This window comes from Streptomyces sp. NPDC090499 (assembly GCF_044769305.1).
Lineage (GTDB): Bacteria > Actinomycetota > Actinomycetes > Streptomycetales > Streptomycetaceae > Streptomyces.
This window is the reverse complement of sequence record NZ_JBIVXP010000011.1, coordinates 226,587-252,734: the sequence shown is the minus strand read 5'-3', so window position 1 is coordinate 252,734 and position 26,148 is coordinate 226,587. Positions and strand designations below refer to the sequence as shown.

Annotated in this window: 22 protein-coding genes, 1 tRNA gene and 3 pseudogenes; 11 read left to right on the top strand and 15 right to left on the bottom strand. The window is 71.0% G+C overall.

Annotated elements, in window-relative coordinates; translation table 11 throughout:
• Window positions 1-373: 373 nt before the first annotated feature.
• Entirely contained in the window at window positions 374-1,765 is a 1,392-nt protein-coding gene (locus ACIQVL_RS34465; protein WP_403437292.1) for a cystathionine beta-synthase, read from the bottom strand.
• 150 nt (window positions 1,766-1,915) lie between these two features.
• On the opposite strand from ACIQVL_RS34465, the gene ACIQVL_RS34460 reads away from it, so the two are divergent.
• The 3 genes from ACIQVL_RS34460 (at window position 1,916) to ACIQVL_RS34450 (ending at window position 5,606) form a co-directional block, all read left to right on the top strand.
• Window positions 1,916-2,968, top strand: coding sequence for an SGNH/GDSL hydrolase family protein (locus tag ACIQVL_RS34460; protein ID WP_403437290.1), 1,053 nt, complete (start codon window positions 1,916-1,918; stop codon window positions 2,966-2,968).
• Between the two features lie 354 nt (window positions 2,969-3,322).
• A complete protein-coding gene (locus tag ACIQVL_RS34455; RefSeq protein WP_403437289.1) occupies window positions 3,323-4,543 on the top strand; it encodes an acetyl-CoA C-acetyltransferase in 1,221 nt (406 codons plus the stop codon).
• 280 nt (window positions 4,544-4,823) lie between these two features.
• Window positions 4,824-5,606, top strand: coding sequence for a hypothetical protein (locus tag ACIQVL_RS34450; protein WP_403437288.1), 783 nt, complete (start codon window positions 4,824-4,826; stop codon window positions 5,604-5,606).
• A gap of 154 nt (window positions 5,607-5,760) precedes the next feature.
• Here ACIQVL_RS34450 and ACIQVL_RS34445 read toward each other — a convergent pair whose 3' ends face one another.
• Window positions 5,761-6,072 carry a hypothetical protein gene (locus ACIQVL_RS34445; protein ID WP_403437286.1) on the bottom strand — a complete coding sequence of 104 codons (312 nt, stop codon included), beginning with the start codon at window positions 6,070-6,072 and terminating at the stop codon, window positions 5,761-5,763.
• A gap of 137 nt (window positions 6,073-6,209) precedes the next feature.
• On the opposite strand from ACIQVL_RS34445, the gene ACIQVL_RS34440 reads away from it, so the two are divergent.
• Window positions 6,210-6,440 carry a DUF4287 domain-containing protein gene (locus ACIQVL_RS34440; protein ID WP_093502087.1) on the top strand — a complete coding sequence of 77 codons (231 nt, stop codon included), beginning with the start codon at window positions 6,210-6,212 and terminating at the stop codon, window positions 6,438-6,440.
• A gap of 84 nt (window positions 6,441-6,524) precedes the next feature.
• Here ACIQVL_RS34440 and ACIQVL_RS34435 read toward each other — a convergent pair whose 3' ends face one another.
• From ACIQVL_RS34435 to ACIQVL_RS34410, 6 genes are all read right to left on the bottom strand, one after another.
• Window positions 6,525-7,382, bottom strand: a complete 858-nt coding sequence (locus ACIQVL_RS34435; RefSeq protein WP_403437285.1) for a Bax inhibitor-1/YccA family protein — start codon at window positions 7,380-7,382, stop codon at window positions 6,525-6,527.
• Window positions 7,383-7,577: 195 nt separating this feature from the next.
• Window positions 7,578-8,756, bottom strand: a complete 1,179-nt coding sequence (locus tag ACIQVL_RS34430) for a 4-hydroxybenzoate 3-monooxygenase (protein ID WP_403437283.1) — start codon at window positions 8,754-8,756, stop codon at window positions 7,578-7,580.
• A 242-nt stretch (window positions 8,757-8,998) separates the two neighbouring features.
• Window positions 8,999-9,673: a hypothetical protein gene (locus tag ACIQVL_RS34425; RefSeq protein ID WP_403437282.1), complete on the bottom strand. Its 675-nt coding sequence runs from the start codon at window positions 9,671-9,673 to the stop codon at window positions 8,999-9,001.
• 89 nt (window positions 9,674-9,762) lie between these two features.
• Window positions 9,763-11,673, bottom strand: coding sequence for a hypothetical protein (locus tag ACIQVL_RS34420; protein WP_403437280.1), 1,911 nt, complete (start codon window positions 11,671-11,673; stop codon window positions 9,763-9,765).
• An 88-nt stretch (window positions 11,674-11,761) separates the two neighbouring features.
• Complete coding sequence (locus ACIQVL_RS34415) at window positions 11,762-11,980, bottom strand: hypothetical protein (RefSeq protein ID WP_362596268.1); 219 nt, start codon at window positions 11,978-11,980, stop codon at window positions 11,762-11,764.
• Window positions 11,981-12,055: 75 nt separating this feature from the next.
• Window positions 12,056-12,271, bottom strand: coding sequence for a hypothetical protein (locus ACIQVL_RS34410; protein WP_177233064.1), 216 nt, complete (start codon window positions 12,269-12,271; stop codon window positions 12,056-12,058).
• Between the two features lie 231 nt (window positions 12,272-12,502).
• On the opposite strand from ACIQVL_RS34410, the gene ACIQVL_RS34405 reads away from it, so the two are divergent.
• The 3 genes from ACIQVL_RS34405 (at window position 12,503) to ACIQVL_RS34395 (ending at window position 13,687) form a co-directional block, all read left to right on the top strand.
• Window positions 12,503-12,904, top strand: a complete 402-nt coding sequence (locus ACIQVL_RS34405) for a helix-turn-helix domain-containing protein (protein WP_403437279.1) — start codon at window positions 12,503-12,505, stop codon at window positions 12,902-12,904.
• Window positions 12,905-13,051: 147 nt separating this feature from the next.
• Complete coding sequence (locus ACIQVL_RS34400) at window positions 13,052-13,312, top strand: hypothetical protein (RefSeq protein WP_403437278.1); 261 nt, start codon at window positions 13,052-13,054, stop codon at window positions 13,310-13,312.
• Window positions 13,313-13,465: 153 nt separating this feature from the next.
• Complete coding sequence (locus tag ACIQVL_RS34395; RefSeq protein ID WP_403437276.1) at window positions 13,466-13,687, top strand: response regulator transcription factor; 222 nt, start codon at window positions 13,466-13,468, stop codon at window positions 13,685-13,687.
• 54 nt (window positions 13,688-13,741) lie between these two features.
• Here ACIQVL_RS34395 and ACIQVL_RS34390 read toward each other — a convergent pair whose 3' ends face one another.
• Together ACIQVL_RS34390 and ACIQVL_RS34385 are read right to left on the bottom strand one after the other, a co-directional pair.
• The gene (locus ACIQVL_RS34390) at window positions 13,742-14,080 is read right to left on the bottom strand and encodes a tetratricopeptide repeat protein (RefSeq protein WP_403477327.1); all 339 of its coding nucleotides are present in this window, start codon (window positions 14,078-14,080) and stop codon (window positions 13,742-13,744) included.
• 141 nt (window positions 14,081-14,221) lie between these two features.
• Window positions 14,222-14,748, bottom strand: a pseudogene (locus ACIQVL_RS34385) (DsbA family protein); the annotation flags it as partial.
• Between the two features lie 120 nt (window positions 14,749-14,868).
• Between ACIQVL_RS34385 and ACIQVL_RS34380 the strand changes: the two are divergent.
• A complete protein-coding gene (locus tag ACIQVL_RS34380) occupies window positions 14,869-15,456 on the top strand; it encodes a TetR/AcrR family transcriptional regulator (protein ID WP_403437273.1) in 588 nt (195 codons plus the stop codon).
• A 298-nt stretch (window positions 15,457-15,754) separates the two neighbouring features.
• Here ACIQVL_RS34380 and ACIQVL_RS34375 read toward each other — a convergent pair whose 3' ends face one another.
• On the bottom strand, window positions 15,755-17,275 hold the full coding sequence (locus ACIQVL_RS34375; protein ID WP_403437271.1) for an MDR family MFS transporter: 1,521 nt from the start codon (window positions 17,273-17,275) through the stop codon (window positions 15,755-15,757).
• Between the two features lie 137 nt (window positions 17,276-17,412).
• Between ACIQVL_RS34375 and ACIQVL_RS34370 the strand changes: the two are divergent.
• Window positions 17,413-17,658, top strand: a pseudogene (locus tag ACIQVL_RS34370) (long-chain fatty acid--CoA ligase); the annotation flags it as partial.
• 58 nt (window positions 17,659-17,716) lie between these two features.
• Here ACIQVL_RS34370 and ACIQVL_RS34365 read toward each other — a convergent pair.
• Both ACIQVL_RS34365 and ACIQVL_RS34360 read right to left on the bottom strand, forming a co-directional pair.
• Window positions 17,717-18,712: pseudogene (locus tag ACIQVL_RS34365) on the bottom strand (AMP-binding protein); the annotation flags it as partial.
• A 462-nt stretch (window positions 18,713-19,174) separates the two neighbouring features.
• A tRNA-Leu gene (locus ACIQVL_RS34360) sits at window positions 19,175-19,257 on the bottom strand.
• 412 nt (window positions 19,258-19,669) lie between these two features.
• On the opposite strand from ACIQVL_RS34360, the gene ACIQVL_RS34355 reads away from it, so the two are divergent.
• A complete protein-coding gene (locus tag ACIQVL_RS34355; RefSeq protein WP_403437270.1) occupies window positions 19,670-20,443 on the top strand; it encodes an ABC transporter ATP-binding protein in 774 nt (257 codons plus the stop codon).
• Complete coding sequence (locus tag ACIQVL_RS34350; protein ID WP_403437269.1) at window positions 20,443-22,971, top strand: ABC transporter permease; 2,529 nt, start codon at window positions 20,443-20,445, stop codon at window positions 22,969-22,971. The genes ACIQVL_RS34355 and ACIQVL_RS34350 overlap by 1 nt, the downstream gene beginning before the upstream one ends.
• 84 nt (window positions 22,972-23,055) lie before the next feature.
• On the opposite strand, the gene ACIQVL_RS34345 is transcribed toward ACIQVL_RS34350, so the two are convergent.
• Together ACIQVL_RS34345 and ACIQVL_RS34340 are read right to left on the bottom strand one after the other, a co-directional pair.
• Window positions 23,056-24,345, bottom strand: coding sequence for a class I SAM-dependent methyltransferase (locus ACIQVL_RS34345; RefSeq protein ID WP_403437268.1), 1,290 nt, complete (start codon window positions 24,343-24,345; stop codon window positions 23,056-23,058).
• Window positions 24,346-24,581: 236 nt separating this feature from the next.
• Window positions 24,582-25,961, bottom strand: coding sequence for an NAD(P)/FAD-dependent oxidoreductase (locus tag ACIQVL_RS34340; protein WP_403437266.1), 1,380 nt, complete (start codon window positions 25,959-25,961; stop codon window positions 24,582-24,584).
• Window positions 25,962-26,148: the final 187 nt, after the last annotated feature.

The following is a 26,148-nucleotide window of genomic DNA, read 5'->3' as shown; positions in this document are numbered from 1 at the left end:
ACCACGACGGCGAGCAACCACCTCCGCGAGAGCGGCGGCGGTTCAGCCGCAAAGAGGTGCGCGGGGACCGCCGCACCCCCTAAAAGGGGGGCGGGACGACGGCGGTCCCCGCGAGGGACATGGACCGGGTCAGGGCCGGGTCTCACGTCCGGGCGTCCATGGAGGTCCGGGAGCCGCTCCGGAGGTCCTTGGACGTTCGGTGCCGGCCGGGGCGGGGAGCCGCTCCCGCCCTGCCGACATCCACTAATGTGCCGGACCCGTGTTAAGCGGGTGCTGCGCGCACGTGACACGCTCGTACCACTTCCGCGAAGTCCACCACTTGGACAGGAAACAGCAAGTTCCCCGGGGTCACGGGCCGTTCACCGGACGTTCGCTACTGCTTGCCGCCCTTGGCCAGGAAGGCCAGCAGGTCCTGCCGGCTGACCACACCGGTGGGCTTGCCCTCGACGAGGACGATCGCGGCGTCGGCCGCGCCCAGCACCGTCATCAGGTCCCCGACCGGTTCGCCGGAGCCGACCTGGGGCAGCGGGGCGCACATGTGCTTCTCCAGCGGGTCCTCCAGGGAGGCACGCTTGCTGAACAGCGCGTCGAGCAGCTCGCGTTCGACGACCGAGCCGACGACCTCGGCGGCCATCACGTCCGGGTGGCCGGCGCCCGGCTTGACGACGGGCATCTGCGAGACGCCGTACTCGCGCAGCACCTCGATGGCCTGCCCGACCGTCTCGTCCGGGTGCATGTGGACGAGGGAGGGGATGGAGCCGCCGGCCTTGTCGCTGAGCACGTCGCCGACGCGGGCGCTGGGGCCCTCGTCCTCCAGGAACCCGTAGTCGGCCATCCACTCGTCGTTGAAGATCTTGCTGAGGTAGCCGCGGCCGCTGTCCGGCAGCAGCACGACGACCACGTCGTCCGGGCCGAGCCGCTCGGCCACCCGCAGCGCGGCCACGACGGCCATCCCACAGGAGCCGCCGACCAGCAGGCCCTCCTCCTTCGCGAGGCGCCGCGTCATCTGGAAAGAGTCCTTGTCCGACACCGCGACGATCTCGTCGGCGACGGTCCGGTCGTAGGCGGTCGGCCAGAAGTCCTCACCCACGCCCTCGACGAGGTACGGCCGCCCGGAGCCGCCCGAGTACACGGACCCCTCGGGGTCGGCGCCGACGACCTGCACCCGGCCGTCGCTGGCGTCCTTCAGGTACCGCCCGGTACCGGAGATGGTCCCCCCGGTCCCGACGCCCGCCACGAAATGGGTGATCCGACCCTCCGTCTGCTCCCACAGCTCGGGGCCGGTCGAGTGATAGTGCGAAAGCGGGTTGTTCGGGTTGGAGTACTGGTCCGGCTTCCACGCGCCGGGCGTCTCACGGACCAGCCGGTCGGAGACGTTGTAGTACGAGTCCGGGTGCTCCGGGTCGACGGCGGTGGGGCAGACCACGACCTCGGCGCCGTACGCCCGCAGCACGTTGATCTTGTCGGTGCTCACCTTGTCGGGGCACACGAAGATGCACTTGTACCCCTTCTGCTGGGCCACGATCGCGAGCCCCACGCCGGTGTTCCCGCTGGTCGGCTCGACGATCGTGCCGCCGGGCTGCAGTTCCCCGCTCTTCTCCGCGGCCTCGATCATCCGCAGCGCGATGCGGTCCTTCACGGAACCGCCCGGGTTGAAGTACTCGACCTTGGCGAGCACGGTGGCCTGGATGCCCTGGGTGACGCTGTTGAGTCTCACCAGCGGGGTGTTGCCGACGAGGCTGATCATCGAGTCGTGGAATCGCACCGTTGTCTCCGGTTGCTTGCAAAAGGTGTGGTCCTGTTTGTGCCGCCAGCCTAAGGCCCCGTTCCGGAGGTTCACTCCCCGTTGAGATTGACGCACGGGCTGTACGGGGCAAGGAGTGGATGAGCGGCAACGAGGAGGTGGCGGCGACGCATGACGAACATGTCGAGGGCGCGGGTGGCCCGGCGGATCGCGGCCGGGGCGGCGTACGGCGGCGGCGGGGTCGGGCTGGTCGGCGCGGCCGCGGTGGGCGTGGTGCTGGCCGAGGTGCGGATGGCCAGGACGGCGGTGCACAACGGCAACAGCGGCGGCCGGGTGCCGGTGGCGGACGGCCGTTACGGCGCCGGATACGACGCCTGTGGTGAGCCGCCCATCCGCCTGACCATGCTCGGCGACTCCACGGCGGCCGGGCAGGGCGTGCACCGGGCCGCCCAGACGCCGGGCGCGCTGCTGGCGTCCGGCCTCGCCGCGGTCGCGGAACGCCCGGTGGAGCTCAGCAACGTGGCCCTCCCCGGCGCCCAGTCCGACGACCTGGACCGCCAGGTGGCGCTGGTCCTGGGCACGGCCTCGCCGGTCCCCGACGTCTGCGTGATCATGATCGGCGCCAACGACGTCACCCGCCGCATGCCGCCGACCCGCTCGGTCCGCCACCTCTCGGCGGCCGTCCGCCGGCTGCGCACGGCGGGCGCCGAGGTGGTGGTCGGCACCTGCCCCGACCTGGGCACGATCGAGCCGGTACGGCAGCCGCTGCGCTGGCTGGCCCGGCGGGCGTCCCGGCAGCTGGCGGCGGCCCAGACCATCGGGACGGTGGAGCAGGGCGGCCGCACGGTGTCGCTGGGCGACCTGCTCGGCCCCGAGTTCGCGGCCAACCCGCGCGAGCTGTTCGGCCCCGACAACTTCCACCCCTCGGCGGAGGGCTACGCCACGGCGGCGATGGCGGTGCTGCCGACGGTCTGCGCGGCCCTCGGCCTGTGGCCGGCGGAGGAGGAGCGCCCCGACGTCACCCGCCGCGAGGGCTTCCTGCCGGTCGCACGGGCCGCGGCGGAGGCGGCGGCCGAGGCCGGCACGGAGGTCACGGCGGCGATGCCGACGGGCCCGCGTGGACCGTGGGCCCTCCTGAAACGCCGCCGGCGCCAGCCGATGGAGCCCCTCCCGTCCGACTCCGCCTCCGAAGAGGCGAGGTCGAGAGCGGGTACGACCGAGTAGGGCGACGGCGGGCGGGGTCGGGCGAGGGCCGGAACGCCCACCGGCGCTTGCCGAGGCACCCGCCCGCGCCCACCCGTGCCGCCCCGCGGCTGAAGAGCTGCGACGCCTGCCGCGGCTACGAAGAAGCGGCGGGCGAAGCTCCCCGTAAAGGGCGCTGGGGGTCCCCCCGGCCGAAGGCAGGGGGAGGAACTGCGCGACCAGCCCCCACCGGCCCGCACCCGACGACGCACCCCCACACCAGCCAAGCAAGCGCTTAGAAAGTGCGGCCAGTGTCACACTCCGACACCGGTGACCGATGACATACGTACGGGTAACTTCCGAAGCGGCCCTGCCAACCCCCTCATTGGAGCCGTGATGCCCGAAGCCGTCATCGTCTCGACCGCCCGTTCCCCGATCGGCCGTGCCGTCAAGGGCTCCCTGAAGGACCTGCGCCCCGACGACCTCACCGCGACGATCATCCAGGCCGCCCTCGCCAAGGTCCCCGAGCTGGACCCGCGGGACATCGACGACCTGATGCTCGGCTGCGGTCTCCCCGGCGGCGAGCAGGGCTACAACCTCGGCCGGATCGTCGCCGTGCAGATGGGCATGGACTTCCTGCCCGGCACCACGATCACCCGCTACTGCTCCTCGTCCCTGCAGACCAGCCGCATGGCCCTGCACGCCATCAAGGCCGGCGAGGGCGACGTCTTCATCTCGGCCGGTGTCGAGATGGTCTCCCGCTACGCCAAGGGCAGCTCCGACGGCCTCCCGGACACCACGAACCCGATCTTCGCCGAGGCCCAGGCCCGTACCGCCGCCACCGCCGCGTCGACCGGCTCCAGCTGGCACGACCCGCGCGAGGACGGCCTGCTCCCCGACCCGTACATCGCGATGGGCCAGACCGCCGAGAACCTGGCCCGGATCAAGGGCGTCACCCGCCAGGACATGGACGAGTTCGGCGTCCGCTCCCAGAACCTCGCCGAGGAAGCCATCAAGAACGGCTTCTGGGAGCGCGAGATCACCCCGGTCACCCTCCCCGACGGCACGGTCGTCAGCAAGGACGACGGTCCGCGGGCCGGCGTCACCCTGGAGGGCGTCGCGGGCCTGAAGCCGGTCTTCCGCCCCGACGGCCTGGTCACCGCCGGCAACTGCTGCCCGCTGAACGACGGCGCCGCCGCGGTCGTCATCATGAGCGACACCAAGGCCCGCGAGCTGGGCCTGACCCCGCTCGCCCGGATCGTGTCCACCGGTGTCACCGGCCTCTCCCCCGAGATCATGGGCCTGGGCCCGGTGGAGGCGAGCAAGCAGGCGCTGCAGCGCGCCGGTCTGACCATCGACGACATCGACCTGGTCGAGATCAACGAGGCGTTCGCCGCCCAGGTGATCCCCTCCTACCGCGACCTGAACATCCCGCTGGAGAAGCTGAACGTGAACGGCGGCGCCATCGCCGTCGGCCACCCCTTCGGCATGACCGGCGCCCGCATCACCGGCACGCTCATCAATTCCCTCCAGTTCCACGACAAGCAGTTCGGCCTGGAGACGATGTGCGTCGGTGGCGGCCAGGGCATGGCCATGGTCATCGAGCGTCTCAGCTGAGTTCCTGAGCCCCTGAGTGACCGTCACGGGACCCAACGTGACGACCCGGCCCGGTGTTCGAGAAATCTCCGAACACCGGGCCGATTTGTGATCCAATCTCCCCCAGGATGTGACCTATCTCCCTCCGGGGGGATATCGCCGCAGGTCAACGCCGCTGTCCCGGTAAACCCCAGGACCAAAGTCCTGTCCACTTCGTGACGTTACGCACTGACAGCTTGATAGTCCACCCTTCAAGCTGATGTAGGAAGTCGGGGGTCGACTTTGAACCGGGAGTACGTCAGTGAGCGCCATGCCGATCGCCTTGCTGCTCACCACGGCCGCCACGGGCGCCGTGGGCGTCGCTGTCCTGCGCACCGTACTGAAGCTGCGCCGCCAGGTCGCCGAGCTGCACACCCAGCTTGCCCAGAACCAGGCCGCGACCCTGCGCGCCCTCATGCCGGCGGCCCGCAGCCATGCCGACGCCGAGGAGATACGCGCCGCCGTGGCGGAGGCGCTGGCCGAGGAGCGGGAGCGGGAGCTGGCCGAGGCACGTGCCTTCTGGGCCGCGCAGGAGTCGCGTGACGCCTCCGACGCGCCGTCGCTGCTGGGTCTGGCGGACGGCGAGCCGTTCCTGCCCCGGCAGACGGACTTCGTGGGCCTGGAACCGGTCGCCGAGCCGACGGCGGAGAGCGACGAGTTCGCCGGGGAGTCCGCGGAACTGGCGGCGGCCCGCCGCCGTCACCCGTCCCACCCGGACTTCGTACCCGTGCAGTCGCCGGTGGTGAACGACCACGAGCGTACGGTCGCGACGCTGGAGCAGCTGGCCGAGTCGCAGGTCGAACTCTCCGACGTCCGTCCGGGGCCGCTGGGCACGCTGGACGTGTACGTGTTCGCCGACGGCACGACGCTGTGCATGACGCCGGGTCACCGGGAGACGGCGGAGCGGCTGGCTGCCGCCCTGAGCGCCGGTGAGACGCCGTATCTGCTGGGCGGTTCCGGGATCTCCGGCGCGTACACGCTGACGTTCGCGTGCGGCGAGGAGAACGTCTACATCCTGGCGGACCGGGTCATAGCGTCGCTCTGACCTTTCGGGGTGCGTCGTCGGGTGCGGGTGCGTGGGGGCCGGTCGCGCAGTTCCCCGCGCCCCTGACGGGGCGCACCGCAGCGCCCTTTCTTCTAGGGGCGCGGGGAACTGCGCGGGCAACCACGACGGCGCCGCACCCGACCATCCCCGGCCCTCACACACCCGCCCTCTTCTGCGCCTCCTCCACCAGCCGCACCGCGTCCCCGACCTCGGCGTCGCTCTTCAGCACCACCGCCAAGTCGTTCCCGGCCACGGTGATCTGGTCGGCCACCGCGAACATCCCCGCGTCCGGCATCTCCCGGCTCTCGGCGCCCGGCTCCTCCACCGCCTGCGCCCACCGGGCCAACTCCCGTGCCAGCCCCAGCGCCTCCGCGGCGGCCCCCCGCTGCAGCCGGCTCTGCGGTGCCGCCCTCAGCTTGTCGGCGAAATGCTCCACTGCACGGGTAAGAGGCGTCGTATCAACCACGCCGCGAGCGTAACGCCTCCCGTGGGCTCTCCCGGCAGGACCCGGCTGTCCTGTCACGACTGTTGCCAACACGCCAACACTCAGGCACGGTGACGTGAAGGACCGGCTACAACCCCCTTTGCGCACCGGAGGCGCCGATGTCCCAAGTCTTCTCCGAGGAGACCCATCGCAACATGCTCGCCCGCATCCCCCACTGCACCGGTCGTGAAGTGTCCGACTGGCTGCGCACCGTCGACGAAGGCCCGGCCCTCTTCCGCTTCGAGGAAAAGGTCAGCTGGCTCCGCCACGAGCACAACCTCGCGTACGGCCACGCGAAGGCGTTGATCCACGAGTACGACCTGAGGAGGGCCGCGCGCAAACTTCTCTAGGCGCGCACGCACACAGACGGCGAAGGGCCCCGGGGATGCCCCGGGGCCCTTCTCACTTCTGAAGTCTCACTTCTTCTGGCGCGGCTAGTCCCTGCTGAAGATCGCCACCAGGCGCAGCATCTCGACGTAGATCCACACCAGCGTCATGGTGAGGCCGAACGCGGCCAGCCAGGCCTCGTTCTTCGGGGCGCCGTAGGCGATGCCGTCCTCGATCTGCTTGAAGTCGAGGGTCAGGAAGAACGCACCGAGCAGGATCGCGATGATGCCGACGATCGCGCCGAGCGGGCCGAAGCTGCGCAGTCCGCCGTTCTCGGCGACGCCGAACGCGACCAGCAGCAGGTTGACCGCCATGACCAGCACGAAGGCGATGGCGATGGCCATGCCGATGCGGGCGTAGCGGGCGGTGACGCGGATCCAGCCGGCCTTGTAGACCAGCAGCGTCGCGGCCGAGACCGCCAGGGTGCCGAGCACCGCCTGGAACGGGGCACCGCTCCACTGGCTGTTGTACATCTCGCTGATGACGCCGAGGAAGACGCCCTCGAAGGCGGCGTATCCCAGGATCAGCGCGGGCACCGGGGTGCGCTTGAAGCTCTGGATCATCGCCAGGACGAAGGCGACGATCGCGGAGCCGACGGCCAGGCCGTAGCTGGTGGTCGAGATCGGCAGCAGCGCCCAGGCGAGGATCGCGCCGACGGCGACCGTGCCGAGCGTCATGCCCGAGCGCATGACGACGTCGTCCATCGTCATCCGGCCGGTGGTGGCCGGGGCCTGCGGCGGGGCGCCCTGCTGGAGGTCCTGCTGGGCGTACGGGTTGTTCGCGTAGGGGTTCTGCGCGTACGGGTTGCCCTGGGCGTACCCGGCCTGCGGCGCGGTGTTGAAGCCCGCGTAGCCGTTGTCGCGGCTGAACCCCCGTCGCGAGAAGACCGGGTTGCTGCTCCTCATTTCACTCCTCCATGGCCACCCTGAGCGGCCTTGGCATCAAGAGTAATGGATTGGCAAAAGACTGACCCTACTACCTGCGGAGGATCTTTCCCTCACCGTGCTGCGCAACACGCTACGCGGAGCCCTGATTCCCGGCCATGGAGGGCTTCGTTCCATGACGAAGCCGGAACACGACCGGAACCGGCCGGAGATCCCTCAGGCGTCCAGGGGGAAGCCGGTGTAGGCCTCCGCCAGGTCGGTCCCGGCGGCCCGGGAGGAGGCGATCCGGCCGAGCCGGGCCAGCTGGAGCCGGGCGTCGAAGGGGGTGTCGCCGGGGCCCGGGTGAAGCATGCTCGTCATGTCGTACGAGAACCGCTCGGCCTGCCAGACGCGGCGCAGGCAGGTCGCCGAGTAGGCGTCGAGCAGTTCCGGGGAGCCCGTCTCCTTCTCGTGGACCAGGGCGCGGGCGAGGGTCACGACGTCGCCCACCGCCAGGTTCAGCCCCTTGGCGCCGGTCGGCGGCACGATGTGGGCGGCGTCCCCGGCGAGGAGGAGCCGGCCGTGCCGCATGGGCTCGTGGACGTACGACCGCATGGGCGTGACCGACTTCTGGGTGATCGGGCCGCGCTCCAGGCGCCAGTCGTCGTCGGTCTCGAAGCGCCGGTCCAGCTCGTCCCAGATCGCCTCGTCGGTCCAGTCCTCGGCATCCGTGTCGGCGGGGACCTGGAGGTAGAGGCGGGAGACGGACGGGGAGCGCATCGACAGGAGGGCGAAGCCCCGCTCGTGGCGGGCGTAGACGAGTTCGTCGTGGGAGGGGGCGACGTCGGCGAGGATGCCCAGCCAGGCGTAGGGGTAGGTGCGTTCGAACACCCGGGAGAGCGGCGCGGGGAAGGCGGCGCGGGCGACGCCCCAGAAGCCGTCGCAGCCGGCCACGTAGTCGCACTCCAGGACGTCCTCGCGGCCCTCGTGCCGGAACCGGATCCGCGGCCGCCCGCTCTCGGCGCCCTCCACCGCCAGCGCCTCCGCCTCGAAGAGCAGCGGACCGCCCTCCTTGAGCTGGAGGGCGATGAGGTCCTTGCAGACCTCGGTCTGGGCGTAGACCGTCACGGACCGGCCGCCGGTGAGGCCGGGGAAGTCGACGCGGTGGCGCTGTTTCGCGAACCGCAGCTCGATGCCGTCGTGGCGCAGCCCCTCGCGGTCCATGCGCTCCCCGGCGCCGGCCGCGCGCAGCACGTCCACCGTGCCCTGTTCGAGGATCCCGGCGCGCTGGCGGTGCTCGACGTAGGAGCGGTCGCGGCTCTCCAGGACGACCGAGTCGATGCCCGCGTTGTGCAGCAGCCGGGCGAGGAGGAGCCCGGCGGGTCCGGCTCCGATGATGCCGACGGTGGTGCGCATCGGTCGTTCCCTTCGATGGTCGTCCCGGTGTTCGTCCCGGTGTTCGTCCGGACGCTTGCCAGGATGTTCGCCTGTTGTTCGTCTGGTGAAAATTACTTCACCTTGTTCCTCCGAGTTTCCGTCCGGCCATACCCCGTGTCAATGGAGACACCCGATGTGGACGCGGCGCACGCGGCCGGCCGCCGGGCCCGCGGAAGGCGGTCGTGGGCCCGGCGGCCGGTGTGCGGGACGTGTGGGACGGGTCAGTGACCCGGCCAGCCGTCCAGGTGACGGTGGAGGGTGACGTCCTTCTGCGGGTCGCCCTTCGGGGCGTTCGCGACCGCGTCGTGCAGGACTGCGGTGACCTCGGCGGCGAGCCCGTCGGCCTTCGTCCGCAGTTCGTCGGCGGGCAGCGTGGAGCGGGTCAGCGCGTCGAGCCGGTGGTGGATGTCGGCGAGCTTGTTCTGGGTGGTCTTGTCGAAGCGCAGCTCGGTCGGCGTGGAGACCACGAACTGGTAGGCCCCGGCGAGGGTCTGACAGCCCGTGCACTCCTTGTTCGCGGCGTCGCTGAGGTTCACGGCGTTCAGGTGGGTGTGCTCCCCGGCGATCGTGACGATCTGGAAGGAGAGGGCCACCGAGCGGCAGTGGTCGTCCGCCGAGCAGCCGGCCGAGACGGCGTTGGCCTGGTTGCGGACGCCGGCGGCGTTCACCGTGCCGAACTGGCGGACCGTGAAGGAGTCCCGGACCTGGGTGTGGTGCCCGCGGTCGGCGTGGCTGAAGACGTGGTCGGAGACGACCGCGGCGTGCGGGGCCGCGGTGGCCGCCTGCGCGGGTACGGCGGTGGCCGCCCCTGCGACCCCGGCGGCGAACAGGCCGATCCGGACGGCCCGCCGGGTGAGCGGACCTGGGGTGGTACGGGTTTTTCGGTGACTGCTCATGGAGTGCTCCTGTGCTCCTGTGCTGCTGCGGAAGATGGTTCTGGGGCCGCCCCCGTCGGGACGTGGCCCAGCAGTCCGGCGGCCGGGTGTCAGGACGTGGCCGGGGCCGGGCTCGGCGAGTCGGTGGCCGGCGGCGGGGACGGGCTGGGGGTCGGGGAGACCGGGACGCTCTCCGACGGAGTGGGCGTCGGGGTCGCCGGGACGCTCTCCGGCGGCGAGGACACCGGTTCGCTGACCGGTCCCCCGCTGGCCGGCGCCTGCGACTTGGTGGGGCCGACCTGCCCGGGGCTGCCGGGCACCGAGGCGGAGGGCGACGCCGAGGCCGACGCCCCGCGCGACGGCTCCCCGGCCGAGGGCCCGGCGCTCGCTCCGGCCTGGCCGGACGGCTCGCCGGACACGGTGTCCGAGGGGGCACCGGAGTCCGCCGGCCGGTCCGGGGTCGAGGCCTGCCGCGCCGGCGGCGGTTCCGTGGTCGGCACCCCCGGCTGGAGGATCGGCGCGATCGGCGGCTGCTTGGGCAGCGGCTTCGGGGTCACCCCGGACATCCAGGCGTAGCTGAGCCCGGTGAGCCCGGCGAGGACGAGGGCGCAGATCGCCAGCCGGAGCCTCGGGCGACCCGCCGTGGAGCGCTGCGCGGCCCGGAAGATCCGGCCGCCGATCTTCACGGACAGGTAGACGACACCGGCCATCGGGCACAGCAGCATCACGCAGCCGATCGTCCCGACCAGCCCCTCGACCACCTGGCCGTGCATGAACGCGCCGCCGGTGCCGAGGAGTTGCTCGGTCAGCGAGCGGGTCATCGTGGTGAGGATGCGCGGCAGGTTCCACAGCGCGTACCCGAGTTCGCCGATGATCAGCGGGACCATCGTCAGCACCCAGGTGGCGACGATGGCCCGCGCCGACTTCTTCAGCCCGGCGACCTCCTGACGTGCCCGGTCCCCCCTCGGCCCCGGCACCAGGCCCAGCAGGATCGGCTTGATCTTGCCGTACAGGTCCGGGACCCCGGCCAGGTCGCCGAGGATGTAGTAGCCGTCCAGCCGTACGGCCGGCATCAGCTGTTCCATGATCTCGAAGTGCCCGAGATACACCGTGGCCAGGAAGAACTGGGCCCCGGTGGCGAAGTAGGCGCCGGCCATCGCCAGCATGAAGACGACGTTGAAGTAGACGCCGCCCAGGTCGGTGCGGAGCCGGCCGCCCCGTCCGATCCGGTAGACGTCGGTGACGTCGGTGTACATCGAGGGCCAGATGAGGAAGAGCCCGCACCCGATGCAGCCGGGCCGGGCCCCTCCGTATCTGCACGCGGAGGCGTGTCCGAACTCGTGGAAGACGAGGGAGGCCACGGTGAGCACGAAGACGACGAGGATCAGGACCGGCTGGTCGAGCACCTCCAGGACGGGCTCGATCGCCCCGAAGTACCCGAACAGCCAGACGTCCATGGCGACGGCCGAGCCCAGCACCAGCGCGACCACGGCCGGCCGGTGCAGCCACGCCAGCGAACGCGCGATCTTCGTGGTCCGCTTCTCGTTGAAGACCACCCGGTGGCCCTTGAGGGCGAGCAGCAGGTCGGAGCGCGGGGCGTCGACCTCGTCGTCCTCCTGGCCCTCCGGGACCGTCACGCCCAGCGGTTCCAGCTTCTTCTCGACGAGGTAGCGGATGTTCTCCCCGCTGACCTCGCGTCCGAAGCGGGCGCTGACCCGGTGGGCGATGGCCTCGGCATCGCGGACGCCGTCGACCGACGACGCCACCAGGTACAGCAGCCTGGACAGCTGCACGACCTGCCCGTCCCCCCGACGGGCGATGTACTTGGGCTCTGTGAATCCCGACCCCTGGTACTCGCCATGCAGCCGCAGCCCCGCGCTGAGCCTCGGCACCGGCGAGGGCGGGTCGACCACCGGCAGGTTGCCCGTCGCCACCTGCTCGTAGGTCACCGGCCAGCCGCCGGGTCCGGGCACCGGGCCCGTGTCGTAGAGTGCGGCGGCTCCGTCCCCGAGCACCGTCATGTGTGGTCTCCCCCCGGATCCCCGATGTGTTCCCCCCGAACTGCCGGGAGCGCCACCGCCGGGGCGACGGCGGTGGCGCTCCTGGGGACTACTGGGTGACGCTGATCGTCTGGGCGGCCGACGACTCGGCGGACGACCAGGCGCTGTGGTCGTTCAGCGCGGCGGACTGGTTGGACGCCTCGATGTTGGCGACGTGCTTGGTGACGTTGACCGTCTTGCCGAAGCTGAACTTCAGCTTGCCCAGGGCCTCACGACCCGGGAGCAGCTCGGCGGACTCGTTCTCCAGCTCGTTCATGTCCATGCTCATGACGGATGTCCCTTCGTTTCGTGTGCGGTGAGGTTGAGGTCGATCTCGGTGCCGGCGCCGTGCGCCAGGGCGGTACTACTGGTGGACGCTGATGGTCTGGGCGGCGCCGGAGTCGGCCACCGACCACGACGAGTGGTCGTTCAGCGCGGCGGACTCGTTGGCGGCGCTGATGTTGGCGACGTGCTTGGTGACGTTGACCGTCTTGCCGAAGCCGAACTTCAGCTTGCCCAGGGCCTCACGACCCGGCAGCAGCTCCGCGGACTCGGCCTCGAGCTCATGGGCGTCCATCATGATCATTTCCCCCTCAGGGATAGACATTTCCGATCGGAACGAGTCAGGTTCCCCCCGGACTCTGTCCAATCTGGTCGGACGTGCTGTCCAACGAGATTGGACACTACGGGCTCGGGAACCCGCCGCGCAACCCCTTCGGAAAATCACCCACTCGGCCGATCGCCTACCCGCCCGTAGAATCGGCCGTGACATGGCAGAACCCCGCAGGCGGCGAGCAGGAAGTGACGGTCAGTGGCCAACGCACTGCAGCAGTTGATCCGTGAGCACCTCGACCGCAAGGGCTGGTCCTACGGCGACGTGGCACGGCGCGGCGGCATCCCCCGCTCCACCGTCCACCACCTGGCCACCACCGAACGCGTGGTCCGCATGCCCCAGGCGACCACCCTGGAGGGCCTGGCCAAGGGTCTGGAGGTCCCGCTGGAGGCGGTGCGCCGCGCGGCCGCCGAGGCCTGCGGGATCCACGTGTACGACACCTCGCCGGCCGCCGGCCCGAACGGCCCCGCGGACGCCGGCCCCGCCGACCCCGAGGTCGCGCTGCTCATCGCCAGCGTCCAGAAACTGTCGGCCGACGACCGCCGGCACGTCACCGCGCTCGTCGAGTCGCTGCTGGACCGCGCACCCCGCGAGAAGTGAGCGCCGCCGGGCCTTTCCCGGACGCTCTTCCGTCAAGTCGGAAAAAGAATCCAACTCCGCACGAATGCGTCAAGATCCGGCGCTAGTCTCTGCCTCACTGCCCGGGAAACGCGAGAGCCGCACGACCACGGGCTCTCAGGGGGACATGTGTTGTTCGTGCACGGCGGACCGGCGACGGCCGTGGTCCGCAAACCCGACGGCGAGTCCGTCGTCCTGCTCTCCGGGGAACTGCCCGAGGTCCTGACCGACACCTCGGTCACCGAGCTGCTGGACCTGGCCGCGGCCATCCTGGACCCGGCCGAACTCGCCCTCTTCGAGGAGTGCCTGCGCACCCTGCGCCGCAACGGCATGCGCGCGGGCCGCCGCGTCCAGGTCGACGGGGCGGTCCTGACCGTCTACGAGGGATGAGTCACATGACGCGCGACCGACGGGTCACGCGGGCCGCGGGAATTCGAAAGGCCGCACCACCCGACGGAACACCACCGGTTCTCACGCCGGCCGCCGTGAACCGGTCCGCACACGGTTGAGTCGCGGCGCCGAAGTGAGAACTCGCTGGACAGCGTGCAGCCCTGGGGCCCGGCCGGCGCCACCCTGACACCACGTGAGCTCCAGGTTCTCCGGCTGGTGGCGCAGGGGCTGAGCAACAAGCAGGTCTCGCGCCAGCTGCAGATTTCGGAGCACGGTGTGAAGCAGCTCGTCGGCAACGTACTGGCGAAGCTGAACTGCCCGAATCGCACGCTCGCCGTCGTCCGGGCCATGGAGGACGGCCTGCTGGCGGTGTGACCGTCCGCCACCCGGCGTCCGCCGGCCGGGCCCGCACGGCCCGGTCGGCCGCGGTCACCCGCCCACCCGGGCGAGTGCGTCGGCGTAGTCGGGGCTCGGGTTCAGGGAGACGGCGATCCGCAGGTGCACCCTGGCATCGTCCGGGCGGCTCTGGCGCTGCAGGCACCGGCCGAGCATGAACCTGGCGTAGTCGTCGGCCGGGTCGGCCTCGACGATCCGGCGCAGCACTTCCTCGGCCTTCCGCAGCTGCGCCGAAGCGAAATAGCACCGTGCGGTCAGCAGGAGTACGGCGGAGTCCTCGGCGAACTCGCCGGACAGCGGCTGCAGCACCCGCAGCGCCTCCAGCGGCTCGCGCGCCTCCAGCAGCCGGTCCGCCTCCCGGTACGCGGCCATCGGGTCCGGTGCCGGCCCGGTCCCGAGCGGCGGCGCCACGGCCACGGGCACGTCCGCGGGCCGTACCTCGGCGGCCTCGCGGAGGAAGTCGAGGATCGCGTCCGGGTCCTGCGCCCCGGCGAGTGCCCGCCGCCCGACCACGAACGTGGGTACCGCGGTGACCCCGACGGCCGTTGCCCGCGCGGACTCCGCGCGCACCTGCGCCCCGCCCTCCCCCGTCGCCAGGGCCTCGCCGGCCTCGCGGAAGCCGGCGACCTCCGCCGCGGCAACCAGGACGGTGTGGTCCCCCAGGTTCTCCCCGCGCGCGAAGTGCGCCCTCAGCAGCTCGGACTTCACGGCGTCCTGCAGGGCGGCCCCGCCGTGCCGGCGTGCCAGGACCTCCAGCCGGTGGCGTCGAAGGTGTTGACCCGCCACCGCGGCCGCCAGGCGAATCCGGGGCCCTCCGCCTGCGCCAGTTCCGCCAGAAAGGTCTCGCGCGCCTCGGCACTGTGCAGTTCCTCGCGGCGCCGGGCCGCCTCCTCGTCGCGCGGTACGGCGACGCGCGGAGCCATCGGGTCGACCTGGTAGGGATGCCAGATCACCTCGGGCCGCTCCCGGCCGTCGGCCTCCCAGAGCTCCAGGGCCCGTCCCAGCCGGTGCCTGCCCAGGTAGCACCAGGGACAGGTCAAGTCGGCTCAGGCGTTGATGTGCACCGTCGGCCTCCGGGTAGTACGGCAGCGGACCACCGGCCCACTGTGCAACATGTGTCGCTTATCCATTCGGTGTCGTTCAGGCGGTAGTCTGGAGCGGTGCTGGAACCCACTGCAGAGACCTCGGGCGGCCGCGTCGACCCTCGGGTGCTCAGGACGCGTGCACTGCTACGGACAGCCGCGTTGGAACTGGCGTCCGAGCGCGATGCCGACACCATCACGATGGCCGACATCGCCGAACGGGCCACGGTGAACCGGGCCACTGTCTATCAGCACTACAAGGACCGGGACGAACTGCTGCTCGCCGCCATGGAGAGCGAGATCACCGCTCTCGCCCGGGCGGCCGCGTGCTGCCCGCTCGCCTACCCGCCGGACCGGATGCCCACCGAACTCGTCGAGCTCTTCCGGCACGTGGAGTCGAACGACAGGCTCTACCGGCAGATGCTGGGGCCGAACGGCACGGCCAGGTTCGTCAACCACCTCCGGGACCTGCTCGCCGACGAGGTCACGGCCCAGTTGGACGCAGCGGGTGCCCGGTCCGGCGACGCGCCGCCGAACGACCTGCGCGCGCACTACGTCGCCGGCGCCTTCGTCGGCCTGATCATCCGATGGCTGACGAGGCCGGACCGGCTGTCCGCCGAGGCCGTGGCGGCCGCGGCGTGGGAGGGGCTGCGGCACGCCTCCTGAAGGCGCCGACCCGTTCCGCCTCGTCGGCCAGCGCATGCGCGGCCCGCATGCCCTCCTCCACCGCCCGCACCGCGTTCTGATCCTCCAGCGGACCGAGGTGGCGGCCGAACTCGCCTCCCTGGTCCGGGAACTCGGTGCACCGGCGCCGCTCTCTCCCGGGAGAGAGCCGTGCTGCGGCTCTACCACTCGGCGCTCGGCCGGTCCGGCGCCTCGCCGGCGCTGCTGCTCCTCGGGCCGGACCGGGCCTGCGAGCGGGCGGCGGCCAGGGATCCGCCCGCCGGCCCGGGTCCGTTCCGGGTCAGACCGCGGGTTCGGTGAGCTGCGCGGTCTGCGGGGCGGGCGACGAGTCGTTGCGCGGCATCCGGCCCGGCAGCGTGACGCACGGCAGGAGCGCGAGCACGGTCAGTCCGAGGGCCCACCAGAAGGTGACCGAGAAGGCGCCCGCCAGCGAGTGGGCGATGCCGCTGCCCGGCAGGACCTGGGTCAGCCCCGCGGCCCGGCCGTCCAGTTCGTCCGTCGCCCGCTGCTGGAGCACCACGGCGAGGGCGGCCGTGCCCAGGGACGCGCCGATCCGCTGGAAGATGTTGAAGGCGCTGGTCGCGTGCGGCACTGAGGCGGATTGCAGGCCCGAATAGGCCGTGGTCATGCACGGAAGCATGGCGGCGCCGAATCCGAAGCCGCGTACGACCATGGCCGAGCAGAGCAGGACCTTGCTGCTGTCGGCCGTGATCAGCCCGAACGGAACGGTGCCGAGCACGGCCAGGAAGACACCCGCGATGCTGACCGAGCGGGCGCCGAGCGCGGCCGTGAGCTTCCCGACCACCACGATGGCGAGGAAGTAGCCGATGCTCTGCGGCATCAGCAGCAGGCCGGACTCCATGACGTCCGCTCCGCGCACGAGCTGGAAGTACAGGGGAAGCGGGATCATCGCCCCGAACATCGCCATGCTCAGGAAGAAGGTCGCCGACGTACCGCTCCTGAAGTTGCGCTCCTTGAACAGCCGCAGGTCCATCAGGGGCGCGAAGCGGGTACGCAGCGCGTGAACGCAGAAGGCGAGGATCAGTACCGCCCCGGCGACGAGTCCGGCGATCGTCCCGTCGTTGTCGAAGCCGCCCTCGCCGCCCACCTCGGACAGGCCGTACAGGAAGGCGCCCAGGCCGGGCGCGAGCAGCACGAGGCCCAGGAGGTCGAGCCGGGACCGGCCCGGGGCGACCACGTTGCTGATCTTCATGAGGGACAGCACGATGGTCACGAGGCCGAGCGGCAGGTTGAGGTAGAAGATCCACCGCCAGCCGATGTGGTCGATGACGACTCCGCCGAGCGTCGGTCCGACGACCGGGGCGAACATCGCGGGGATCGAGACGACGCCCATCAGCCGGCCGAGCCGCTTGGTACCCGCCGCCTGGGCCAGCAGTGACTGGCCGACCGGCATCACCAGACCGCCGCCTACGCCCTGGAGCACGCGGAAGACGATCAGGCTCTGGACCGACCACGACAGCCCGGCGAGCAACGATCCGGCAAGGAACACCACTTGTGAGAACAGCCAGACCTGCTTGGCGCCGAAGCGCTCGACCGCCCATCCGCTGAGCGGGATGGTCATGCAGAGGGCCAGCAGATAGCCGGTCACGGACCACTGGACGGCGGACAGCCCGGCGTCGAACTCCTTGGCGAGCGTGCCGACGGCGACGTTGACGATCGTGCTGTCCAGCAGGGTGGCGAAGCCGCCGAGCACCAGGATTCCGGTGAGCCACCAGAGATCCGGGCCGATGCGCTCGGCGTCGGCCGCGGCCGTCGGCGGCGCCGCATTGTCCATGCTCATGGGTGTCTCTTCCCTTCCGAGGATTCCAGCTCCAGATCCTTCCACGACACGTGTTGTCTTTACAACATGTGTCGCGAAAGGTGGGAGCCGGCGGTCGGAAGATCAGGACCGGGCGCCGAGCAGGGCCGTCAGCTCATCTGTCCGTGGTGGACCGGAAGAAGGACATGGTCGTGCGGGGCGGGTACAACGTGTACCCGCGCGAGGTCCAGGAAGTGCTCGTGCGCCACCCCGGCGTCGCGCAGGTCGCCGTCGTCGGCCTGCCGCACGACGTCCACGGCGAGGAGGTCTGCGCCGTGGTGGTGGTGCGGCCCGGCGTCCGGCCGGAGCCGGGGCTCGGTGCGGAGATCGTGGCCTGGAGCAAGGAGCGGCTCGCCGCGTACAAGGTGCTGGTGGACGGCTGGTTCCGGTCGGGCGATCTGGGCGTGAAGGACCAGGACGGCTCTCGGCGGTCGCCTCGGGCCGGTTGAGATACCCGGCCATCACGTTGTGGCCGCGGACGACGATCTCGCCCACCGTGCCCGCCGGCACCAGCTCGATCCGGCCCTCCAGGTCTGGCCTGGCGATCTCGACGTCGACGCCCCGGATCGGCCGCCCCACCGTGCCCGGCCTGCGCGGCCAGGCCTTCTGGTTGTACGCGACCACCGGGGACGTCTCGGTGAGGCCGTACCCCTCGTAGATGGGGCAGTCGAACACCTGCTGGAGCTCGTCGAGCACCTTGACCGGTAGCGCCGAGCCGCCGGAGAAGGCGCGGTCGAGCGGCGGCCGGCGGGGATCCCGCGCGGCGGCTTCGAGGAGCGCGATGTACATGGTGGGGACTCCCATGAACACCGAGCACCGGTGCTCGACCATGAGATCGAGAGCACCTCCGGCGTCGAACCGCTCCACCAGCACCATGGTGCCGCCGGCCCGGAAGCAGGTGCTCATCCCGCAGATCTGCCCGAAGGTGTGGAACAGCGTCAGGCAGCCGAGCAGCACGTCGTCGGCGCGGAAGTCGAACGGGGAGACCATGCCGACGTCGACGTTCATCGTGATGTTGCGGTGCGTCAGCATCGCCCCCTTGGGGCGCCCGGTGGTCCCGGACGTGTAGAGGACCACCGCGAGGTCGCCCGGCTCGCGGAGCGCGTAACCGTCGACCGGGACCGCCTGCCGGGCGAGCGCGTCGAGGCGCGGTACGCCGGCACGGTCGTCGTCGGCCAGGACCGTCACCAGTGGCACCCCGGCATCCTCGGCGCCCCGCTCCCCCTCCGCCAGCAGCGGTCCGGCGCAGACCAGGGCCGTGGCGCCGCTGTCGCGCAGGACGTACGCGACCTCGGACGCCTTGAGCAGCGCATGCACGGGCACCACCGCCGCGCCGAGCGCCTGCACGCCGAAGTAGACCATGGGGAACTCGGGCGAGTTGCCGAGCAGCAGCGCCACCCGGCCGCCCGGGCCGACCCCCAGACCTGGAGGTCCCGGCGGTCCCCGGGGCCGAGGGGTACGGCTCCGGGCGTCCCGACACCGAATCCGGTGACCGGCGGACGGCGGTTCATCCGCTCGGACAGCGCCTGTGCGAGCTGCCGGGGCCCGCGCCGAGTTCGTGCAGGGCGCGGGTCGCGCCGGCCACGGCCCCGGCGAACTCCCCGGCCGTGACGACCCGCCCCCCGCCAGTGCACGGTGGGGCGGTCCGGGGGGCGGCCTTCGGCGGCGGCGCATTCCTGCGGGATGACCGGCGGCGGGCCGTGCGGGTTCTGATGGTCCTCGGTGGCTTCGGCCCGGTCTCGGCGCCGCACCGTGGTCGCGGGGCACCGGCCCCGCGGCAGGCGTGCCGTTTCCAGGTCCTCGAACCGGTGCTATTACGAGGCACCGGAGCGACGGCGCCGCCCTGCCGAATCGGCAGGCACGGCGCAATGGCAGCGAAAGTGCCCGGAACCGGACTTGAACCGGTACGCCCGCGAGGGGCAGCGAGGTTTAAGCTCGCCGTGTCTGCATTCCACCATCCGGGCAGGCCATGGGCTCCGCTACGAGGCTCCGACCCTATCGGGAGGCGTCCCCCGAACAGCGGACGGACGACCCGATGTTGTCTTATTTTATTGACGTCTGAGGGAGCATCAGCACCCGGAACGAGCCATCCGCACTTGCCAATAGCGTTACGCGCGGTGGGTGCACGCGTACACGGAATGACGGAATTTCACCGTCCGAACAAGGTGGCTCCACCTGTTCTCGACGATTGGGAGCGCCCGGTTCCGGATCCTGGTCTCGGGGTCCGGGTCATCCCCAGGTATGACCCGGAGCCCCGCCGGTCCCCCCCTGGTCGCCCCCCGGAACCGGAACTGCGGCTGACTACACGGGCCGGTTCGGCCGAGACGATGGTGCGGTCCCCATGAAACGCCGTCGTCCCGACAGGAGCGCCCTTCCGTGTCCACCACACCTATCGCCGAGCGGCGGACCACTTCCGTGGCCGCACGTGCCACGGACCTCTCGAAGATCTACGGCCAGGGCGAGACCCAGGTGGTCGCCCTGGACCGGGTCACCGTCGAGTTCCGGCAGGCCGAGTTCACCGCGATCATGGGGCCGTCCGGCTCCGGCAAGTCCACGCTGATGCACTGCGTGGCCGGCCTCGACACCTTCTCCTCCGGTTCCGTGCGGATCGGCGACACCGAGCTGGGCTCCCTGAAGGACAAGCAGCTGACCAAGCTGCGCCGGGACAAGATCGGGTTCATCTTCCAGGCGTTCAACCTGCTGCCGACGCTGACCGCGCTGGAGAACATCACCCTCCCGATGGACATCGCGGGTCGGAAACCGGACAAGCAGTGGCTCGACAGCGTGATCGAGATGGTCGGTCTCCGGGACCGGCTCGGCCACCGCCCCTCGCAGCTCTCCGGCGGCCAGCAGCAGCGCGTCGCCGTGGCCCGCGCCCTCGCCTCCCGGCCGGAGATCATCTTCGGTGACGAGCCGACCGGAAACCTCGACTCCCGCTCCGGCGCGGAGGTGCTGGGCTTCCTGCGCAACTCGGTGCGGGAGCTGGGCCAGACCGTCGTCATGGTCACCCACGACCCGGTGGCGGCCGCCTACGCCGACCGCGTGGTCTTCCTGGCCGACGGCCGGATCGTCGACGAGATGTACCGGCCGACGGCCGAGGGCGTCCTCGACTTCATGAAGCAGTTCGACGCGAAGGGCCGGACCAGCTGATGTTCCGCACCGCCCTGCGCAACGTCCTCGCGCACAAGGCCCGGCTGCTGATGACCGTGCTCGCCGTCATGCTCGGCGTCGCGTTCGTCTCCGGCACCCTGGTCTTCACCAACACCATCTCGGACGCCTACCAGAACAGCTCCGCCAAGGGCTTCGACGGCGTCGACGTGGCCGTCCAGGCCAAGTACCAGGACTCCAAGGGCGACAAGGTCGGCAGCACGCCCGACCTCACCCAGGCCCTGCTCGACAAGGCGGCGAAGGTCCCCGGGGCCGCCTCCGCCACCGGGGTCGTCTCCGGCTTCACCGCGATCGCCGACAAGGACGGCAAGCTGATCGGCGGCGGCTGGCAGTCCGAGGGCGGCAACTACTGGGGCACCAGGGACGCCCGCTACCCGCTCGTGAGCGGCCACGCGCCCCGCGGGAAGAACGAGGTCCTGATCGACTCCAGGACCGCCGGGCGGGCCGGCTACAAGGTCGGCGACACCGTGCGCATCTCGGTGAACGGCCCGGTCCTCACCCCCACCGTCGCCGGCATCTTCACCACCGACGACGGCAACGTCGCGGCCGGCGGCAGCCTCGCCCTGTTCGACACGGCGACCGCGCAGCAGCTGTTCGGCAAGAAGGGCGCGTACGACGAGATCGACGTGACGGCGAAGGCGGGCACCGGGCAGGCCGCCCTCAAGTCCCAGCTGGACCAGGCGCTGCCGAAGAAGCTCGTGGAGACCACCACCGGCAAGAAGCTCGCCGACGACCAGGCGGAGCAGATCTCCAGCAGCATGAGCGGCCTGCGCTCGGGCCTGCTGGTCTTCGCCGGCATCGCCCTGTTCGTCGGCACGTTCATCATCGCCAACACCTTCACCATGCTGGTCGCCCAGCGCACCAAGGAGCTGGCGCTGCTGCGCGCGGTGGGCGCCTCCCGCCGCCAGGTCACCCGTTCGGTGCTGATCGAGGCGTTCGTGGTCGGCGCGGTGGCCGGCGTCACCGGTCTGGTCGCCGGTATCGGCATCGGCGCCGGACTGCGCTCGCTGCTGGGCTCGTTCGGCGCGACCGTCCCGGGCGGCCCCCTGGTCGTCAGCCCCGGCACGGTGGCCGCCGCCCTCGCGGTCGGCGTCGTCATCACCATGCTGGCCGCCTGGCTGCCCGGCCGCCGCGCCGCGAAGATCCCGCCGGTGGCCGCGATGAGCGCCCTGCACGCCGCCCCGACCACCAAGTCGCTGGTGCTGCGCAACACGATCGGCGCCCTGTTCTCGGCGGCCGGCGTGGTGGTGATCCTGGCGGCGACCACGATGAGCGGCAGCGACGGCCAGGCCCCGATGGGCCTCGGCGCGGTCCTGCTCATCATCGGCGTCTTCGTCCTGACCCCGCTGCTGTCCCGTCCGCTGATCGCGGCGGCGGCCCCGCTGCTGCGCGGGTTCGGCGTCTCCGGCAAGCTCGCCCGCCAGAACTCGGTGCGCAACCCGCGCCGTACCGCCGCCACCGCCTCCGCGCTGATGATCGGCCTGACCCTGATCACCGGCATGACGGTGATGGCGGGCAGCCTGCAGAAGTCGATCGACAAGATGGCGAGCTCGGCGATCCGCGCCGACTACATCGTCTCGATGGCCAACGGCAACGCCCTCTCCCCCGACGTCGCCAAGAAGGTCGCGGCCACCGACGGCGTGACCGACTCCAGCCCGCTCAGCAACGCGGCCTCCCGGATCGACGGCGAGACCGAGTTCCTGACCGGCGTCGACGGATCGTCGATCGGGAAGCTCACCGACCTCACGGTGGACAGCGGCACCTTCAGGGTCGGCGGCTCGGACGTCACCGTGGACGACGACACCGCCAAGCAGCACGGCTGGAAGGCCGGTTCCGTCTTCACCGTCCACTACGAGGACGGGAAGTCGCAGCAGCTGACGGTCGCCGGGGTCTACCAGGGCAACCAGGTGGTCAACGGGATCATGCTCGACAGCGCCACGCTCACCCCGCACGTGACCGACCCCGCCGACATGCAGGTCATGGTCAAGACGGCGGACGGCGCGTCCAGTGCGACCAAGGACAAGCTGGAGAAGGCGCTCGGCTCCAACCCGGCGATCAAGGTCCAGGACAAGCAGGACCTGTCCGACTCCATCGCACAGGCGTTCACGCTGATCCTGAACATGGTCTACGGCCTGCTCGCGATGGCGGTGATCGTCGCGGTCCTGGGTGTCATCAACACCCTGGCCATGTCGGTGTTCGAACGCTCCCAGGAGATCGGCATGCTCCGCGCGATCGGCCTGGACCGCAAGGCGGTCAAGCGGATGGTCCGCCTGGAGTCCCTGGTCATCTCCCTCTTCGGCGGGGTGCTGGGCCTCGGCCTGGGCGTGTTCTTCGGCTGGGCGGCCGGCCGGCTGGTCGGCTCACGGATGCCGACGTACGAACTGGTGCTGCCCTGGACCCGGATGGCGGTCTTCCTGCTGCTGGCCGGCACGGTCGGCGTCCTGGCGGCCCTGTGGCCGGCCCGCCGCGCGGCGAAGCTGAACGTGCTGGCGGCGATCAAGGCCGAGTAGCGGGCAGCGCACGGCACCGGGTACGGCGAAGGGGCCCCACGGCGAGCGTGGGGCCCCTTTCGCGTGCCGTCGGTTGTCCAGGTGTCAGGTGTTCCAGGTACGGGTGCGCAGCGGCAGCCCGGAGGCGCCGGACTCCGGGGTCCGGACGGCCAGCACCTGGTTGACGCCGATGCGGTTGTGTTCGAAGGCGAGGGCGGAGGCGGCCATGTAGAGCCGCCAGACGCGGGCCCGGCCCGGACTGGTCAGCCGCATGGCCCGCGGCCACTCGGCCTCCAGGTTGACCACCCAGCGGCGCAGGGTGCGGGCGTAGTGCTCGCGGATGGACTCCACGTCCCGCACCTCGAACCCGGCCCGCTCCAGCTGGGTGACGGTGGTGCCGAGCGGGGCGAGCTCGCCGTCCGGGAAGACGTAGGCGTCGATGAACTCGTCGACGTGGTAGGCCGACTCGTCGCGCTGCGGCCGCCGCGCGATCTGGTGGTTGAGCAGCCGCCCGCCGGGCTTGAGGAGCCGGTACAGCTCCTGCGCGTACTCCAGGTACCGTTCGGCCCCGACGTGCTCCGCCATCCCGATCGACGAGATCGCGTCGTACGGCCCGTCCCGGACGTCCCGGTAGTCCTGGACCCTGATCTCCACCCGGTCCGTCAGACCCTCGTCCGCGACCCGTTTACGGGCGAACGCGGCCTGCTCCTGGGAGAGGGTGACCCCGACGACGCTCACGCCGTGCTCGCGGGCCGCGTGGATCGCCATGGAGCCCCAGCCGCAGCCGACGTCGAGCAGCCGCTGACCGGGTCTCAGGCCGAGCTTGGCGCAGACGAGTTCCAGCTTGTCGCGCTGGGCGGTCTCCAGGGTCCCGTCGGCCTCCCAGTAGGCGCACGAGTACACCATCGACGGCCCGAGGACGAGCTCGTAGAAGTCGTTCCCCACGTCGTAGTGGTGGCTGATGGCCTGTCTGTCGCTGCGGCGGGTGTGCAGATGGCTCCGTCTGCGCACCTCCTCGCGGGGCGGGGCGGGCGGGACGGGCGGCCCGGCGAGCTTCACCAACTCCCGGACGGCGGCCCGTACGGCGGGGTCGCGCAGCGCCTGCGCGAGGGTACGGCCGTCCTCGTCGCGCTCCCAGATCAGCCCGGACATCACCGCGAGGGCGCCGTAGAGGTCGCCCTCGATGTCCAGGTCGCCGGCGACCCAGGCGCGGGCCAGGCCCAGTTCGCCCGGCTTGAACAACATGCGGCGCAGGGCACGGCGGTTGCGCACGACGAGCGTCGGCGCGCCCGGCGGCCCGGCCTCCGATCCGTCCCAGGCCCGCAGCCGTACCGGGAGCGGGGCTCCCAGCACCTGCTCGGCAACACTCCTCAGCCGCGACGCGGCTTCGGCCATGGCGCACACCTCCAAGACATCGATCCCGGATGCCGGTTACCACGTAAACACCGTGAGGGCAGCAGCGCAGTCCCGCAAAGGAGTTACGAGTGGGCAAAAAAGATGTAGCCAGCATGTAGTTGCGCGGGCTCCCGGGGCCGCCCGGGAACGCCGAAGGGCCTCCCGCACCACGGATGGCGGGAGGCCCTTCGGTTGGTTCAGTTTGCTTCAGCTGGTTCCGCGACCGGGGACCGGGGTCAGGAGGCCTTGGCCTTCTCCTCGGACTTCGGGGCGGCGACCGGAGCGGGCTTGGCGGCCTCGTAGAACTCCTCGCGGGGGTTCTCCATGGCACCCAGGGACACGACCTCGCGCTTGAGGAACATGCCGAGCGTCCAGTCGGCGAAGATGCGGATCTTGCGGTTCCAGGTCGGCATGGCCAGACCGTGGTAGCCGCGGTGCATGTACCAGGCCAGACGGCCCTTGACCTTGATCTTCGTCTTGCCCAGGACGATCATCGCGACGCCCTTGTGCAGACCCAGACCGGCGACCGCGCCCTTGTTGGCGTGGCTGTACTCCTTCTGCGGGAAGCCCCGCATGCCGGAGACCACGTTGTCGCCGAGGACCTTGGCCTGACGCAGCGCGTGCTGCGCGTTCGGCGGGCACCAGGCGTTCTCGACGCCGGCCTTGCGGGCGGCGACGTCCGGCACCTGGGCGTTGTCGCCCGCGGCCCAGATGTAGTCGGTGCCCTGCACCTGGAGGGTCGGCGCGGTGTCGACGTGGCCGCGGGGGCCGAGCGGCAGACCGAAGCGGGCGAGCGCCGGGTTCGGCTTCACGCCGGCCGTCCACACGATCGTGTTGGAGTCGACCTCCAGGCCGTTCTTCAGCACCACGTGGCCGTCGACGCAGGAGTCCATCGAGGTGGAGAGGTAGATCTCCACACCGCGGCTCTCCAGGTGCTCCTTGCCGTACAGGCCGAGCTTGGGGCCGACCTCGGGCAGGATCTTGTCGGCGGCGTCGACGAGGACGAAGCGCATGTCCTCGCGGGACACGTTCTTGTAGTACTTCGCCGCGTCGCGGGCCATGTCCTCGACCTCGCCGATGGTCTCCGCGCCCGCGAAGCCGCCGCCGATGAAGACGAAGGTGAGCGCCTTGCGGCGGATCTCCTCGTCGGTCGTCGAGTCGGCCTTGTCCAGCTGCTCGAGGACGTGGTTGCGCAGGCCGATGGACTCCTCGATGCCCTTCATGCCGATGCCCTGCTCGGCGAGGCCGGGGATCGGGAAGGTGCGGGAGACCGCGCCGAGCGCGATGACGAGGTAGTCGAAAGGCAGCTCGTACGCCTCGCCGACGAGCGGCGCGATCGTGGCGACCTTGCGGTCCTGGTCGATGGTGGTGACCCGGCCGGTGAGGACCTCCGCCTTCGGCAGCACGCGTCGCAGCGGGACGACGACGTGCCGAGGGGAGATGCTGCCGGCGGCGGCTTCGGGGAGGAAGGGCTGGTAGGTCATGTACGACCGGGGGTCGACGACCGTGACGGTCGCCTCGCCGTAGCGCATCTTCTTGAGGATGCGCCGAGCTGCGTACAGGCCTACGTACCCACCGCCTACTACGAGGATCCTGGGACGCTCCGTGGTGCTCATGGCATCGAGTATCCACCCGCCTCAGGGGGGCCGCTCGTGCGCCCCTTCACAAGCTTCCACAGGGGTCGTGCTACACTCCGCCGCCCACGTGACACAGGTCATGGTCAACAGCGGGAACCCACTTCCGATACGACCCGTTGTCAATGCCGCGTGAGCTGCCTCTCCAGGCTTCCGGGGGCACCGTGAG

Excerpts from the sequence above, each read along its gene's own strand:
- ACIQVL_RS34460 (WP_403437290.1), top strand. The coding sequence starts at position 1,916 with ATGACGAACATGTCGAGGGCGCGGGTGGCCCGGCGGATCGCGGCCGGG.
- ACIQVL_RS34455 (WP_403437289.1), top strand. The coding sequence starts at position 3,323 with ATGCCCGAAGCCGTCATCGTCTCGACCGCCCGTTCCCCGATCGGCCGT.
- ACIQVL_RS34440 (WP_093502087.1), top strand. The coding sequence starts at position 6,210 with ATGTCCCAAGTCTTCTCCGAGGAGACCCATCGCAACATGCTCGCCCGC.
- ACIQVL_RS34435 (WP_403437285.1), bottom strand. The coding sequence starts at position 7,382 with ATGAGGAGCAGCAACCCGGTCTTCTCGCGACGGGGGTTCAGCCGCGAC.
- ACIQVL_RS34430 (WP_403437283.1), bottom strand. The coding sequence starts at position 8,756 with ATGCGCACCACCGTCGGCATCATCGGAGCCGGACCCGCCGGGCTCCTC.
- ACIQVL_RS34425 (WP_403437282.1), bottom strand. The coding sequence starts at position 9,673 with ATGAGCAGTCACCGAAAAACCCGTACCACCCCAGGTCCGCTCACCCGG.
- ACIQVL_RS34420 (WP_403437280.1), bottom strand. The coding sequence starts at position 11,673 with ATGACGGTGCTCGGGGACGGAGCCGCCGCACTCTACGACACGGGCCCG.
- ACIQVL_RS34415 (WP_362596268.1), bottom strand. The coding sequence starts at position 11,980 with ATGAGCATGGACATGAACGAGCTGGAGAACGAGTCCGCCGAGCTGCTC.
- ACIQVL_RS34410 (WP_177233064.1), bottom strand. The coding sequence starts at position 12,271 with ATGATGGACGCCCATGAGCTCGAGGCCGAGTCCGCGGAGCTGCTGCCG.
- ACIQVL_RS34390 (WP_403477327.1), bottom strand. The coding sequence starts at position 14,080 with ATGGCCGCGTACCGGGAGGCGGACCGGCTGCTGGAGGCGCGCGAGCCG.
- ACIQVL_RS34375 (WP_403437271.1), bottom strand. The coding sequence starts at position 17,275 with ATGAGCATGGACAATGCGGCGCCGCCGACGGCCGCGGCCGACGCCGAG.
- ACIQVL_RS34350 (WP_403437269.1), top strand. The coding sequence starts at position 20,443 with ATGTTCCGCACCGCCCTGCGCAACGTCCTCGCGCACAAGGCCCGGCTG.
- ACIQVL_RS34345 (WP_403437268.1), bottom strand. The coding sequence starts at position 24,345 with ATGGCCGAAGCCGCGTCGCGGCTGAGGAGTGTTGCCGAGCAGGTGCTG.
- ACIQVL_RS34340 (WP_403437266.1), bottom strand. The coding sequence starts at position 25,961 with ATGAGCACCACGGAGCGTCCCAGGATCCTCGTAGTAGGCGGTGGGTAC.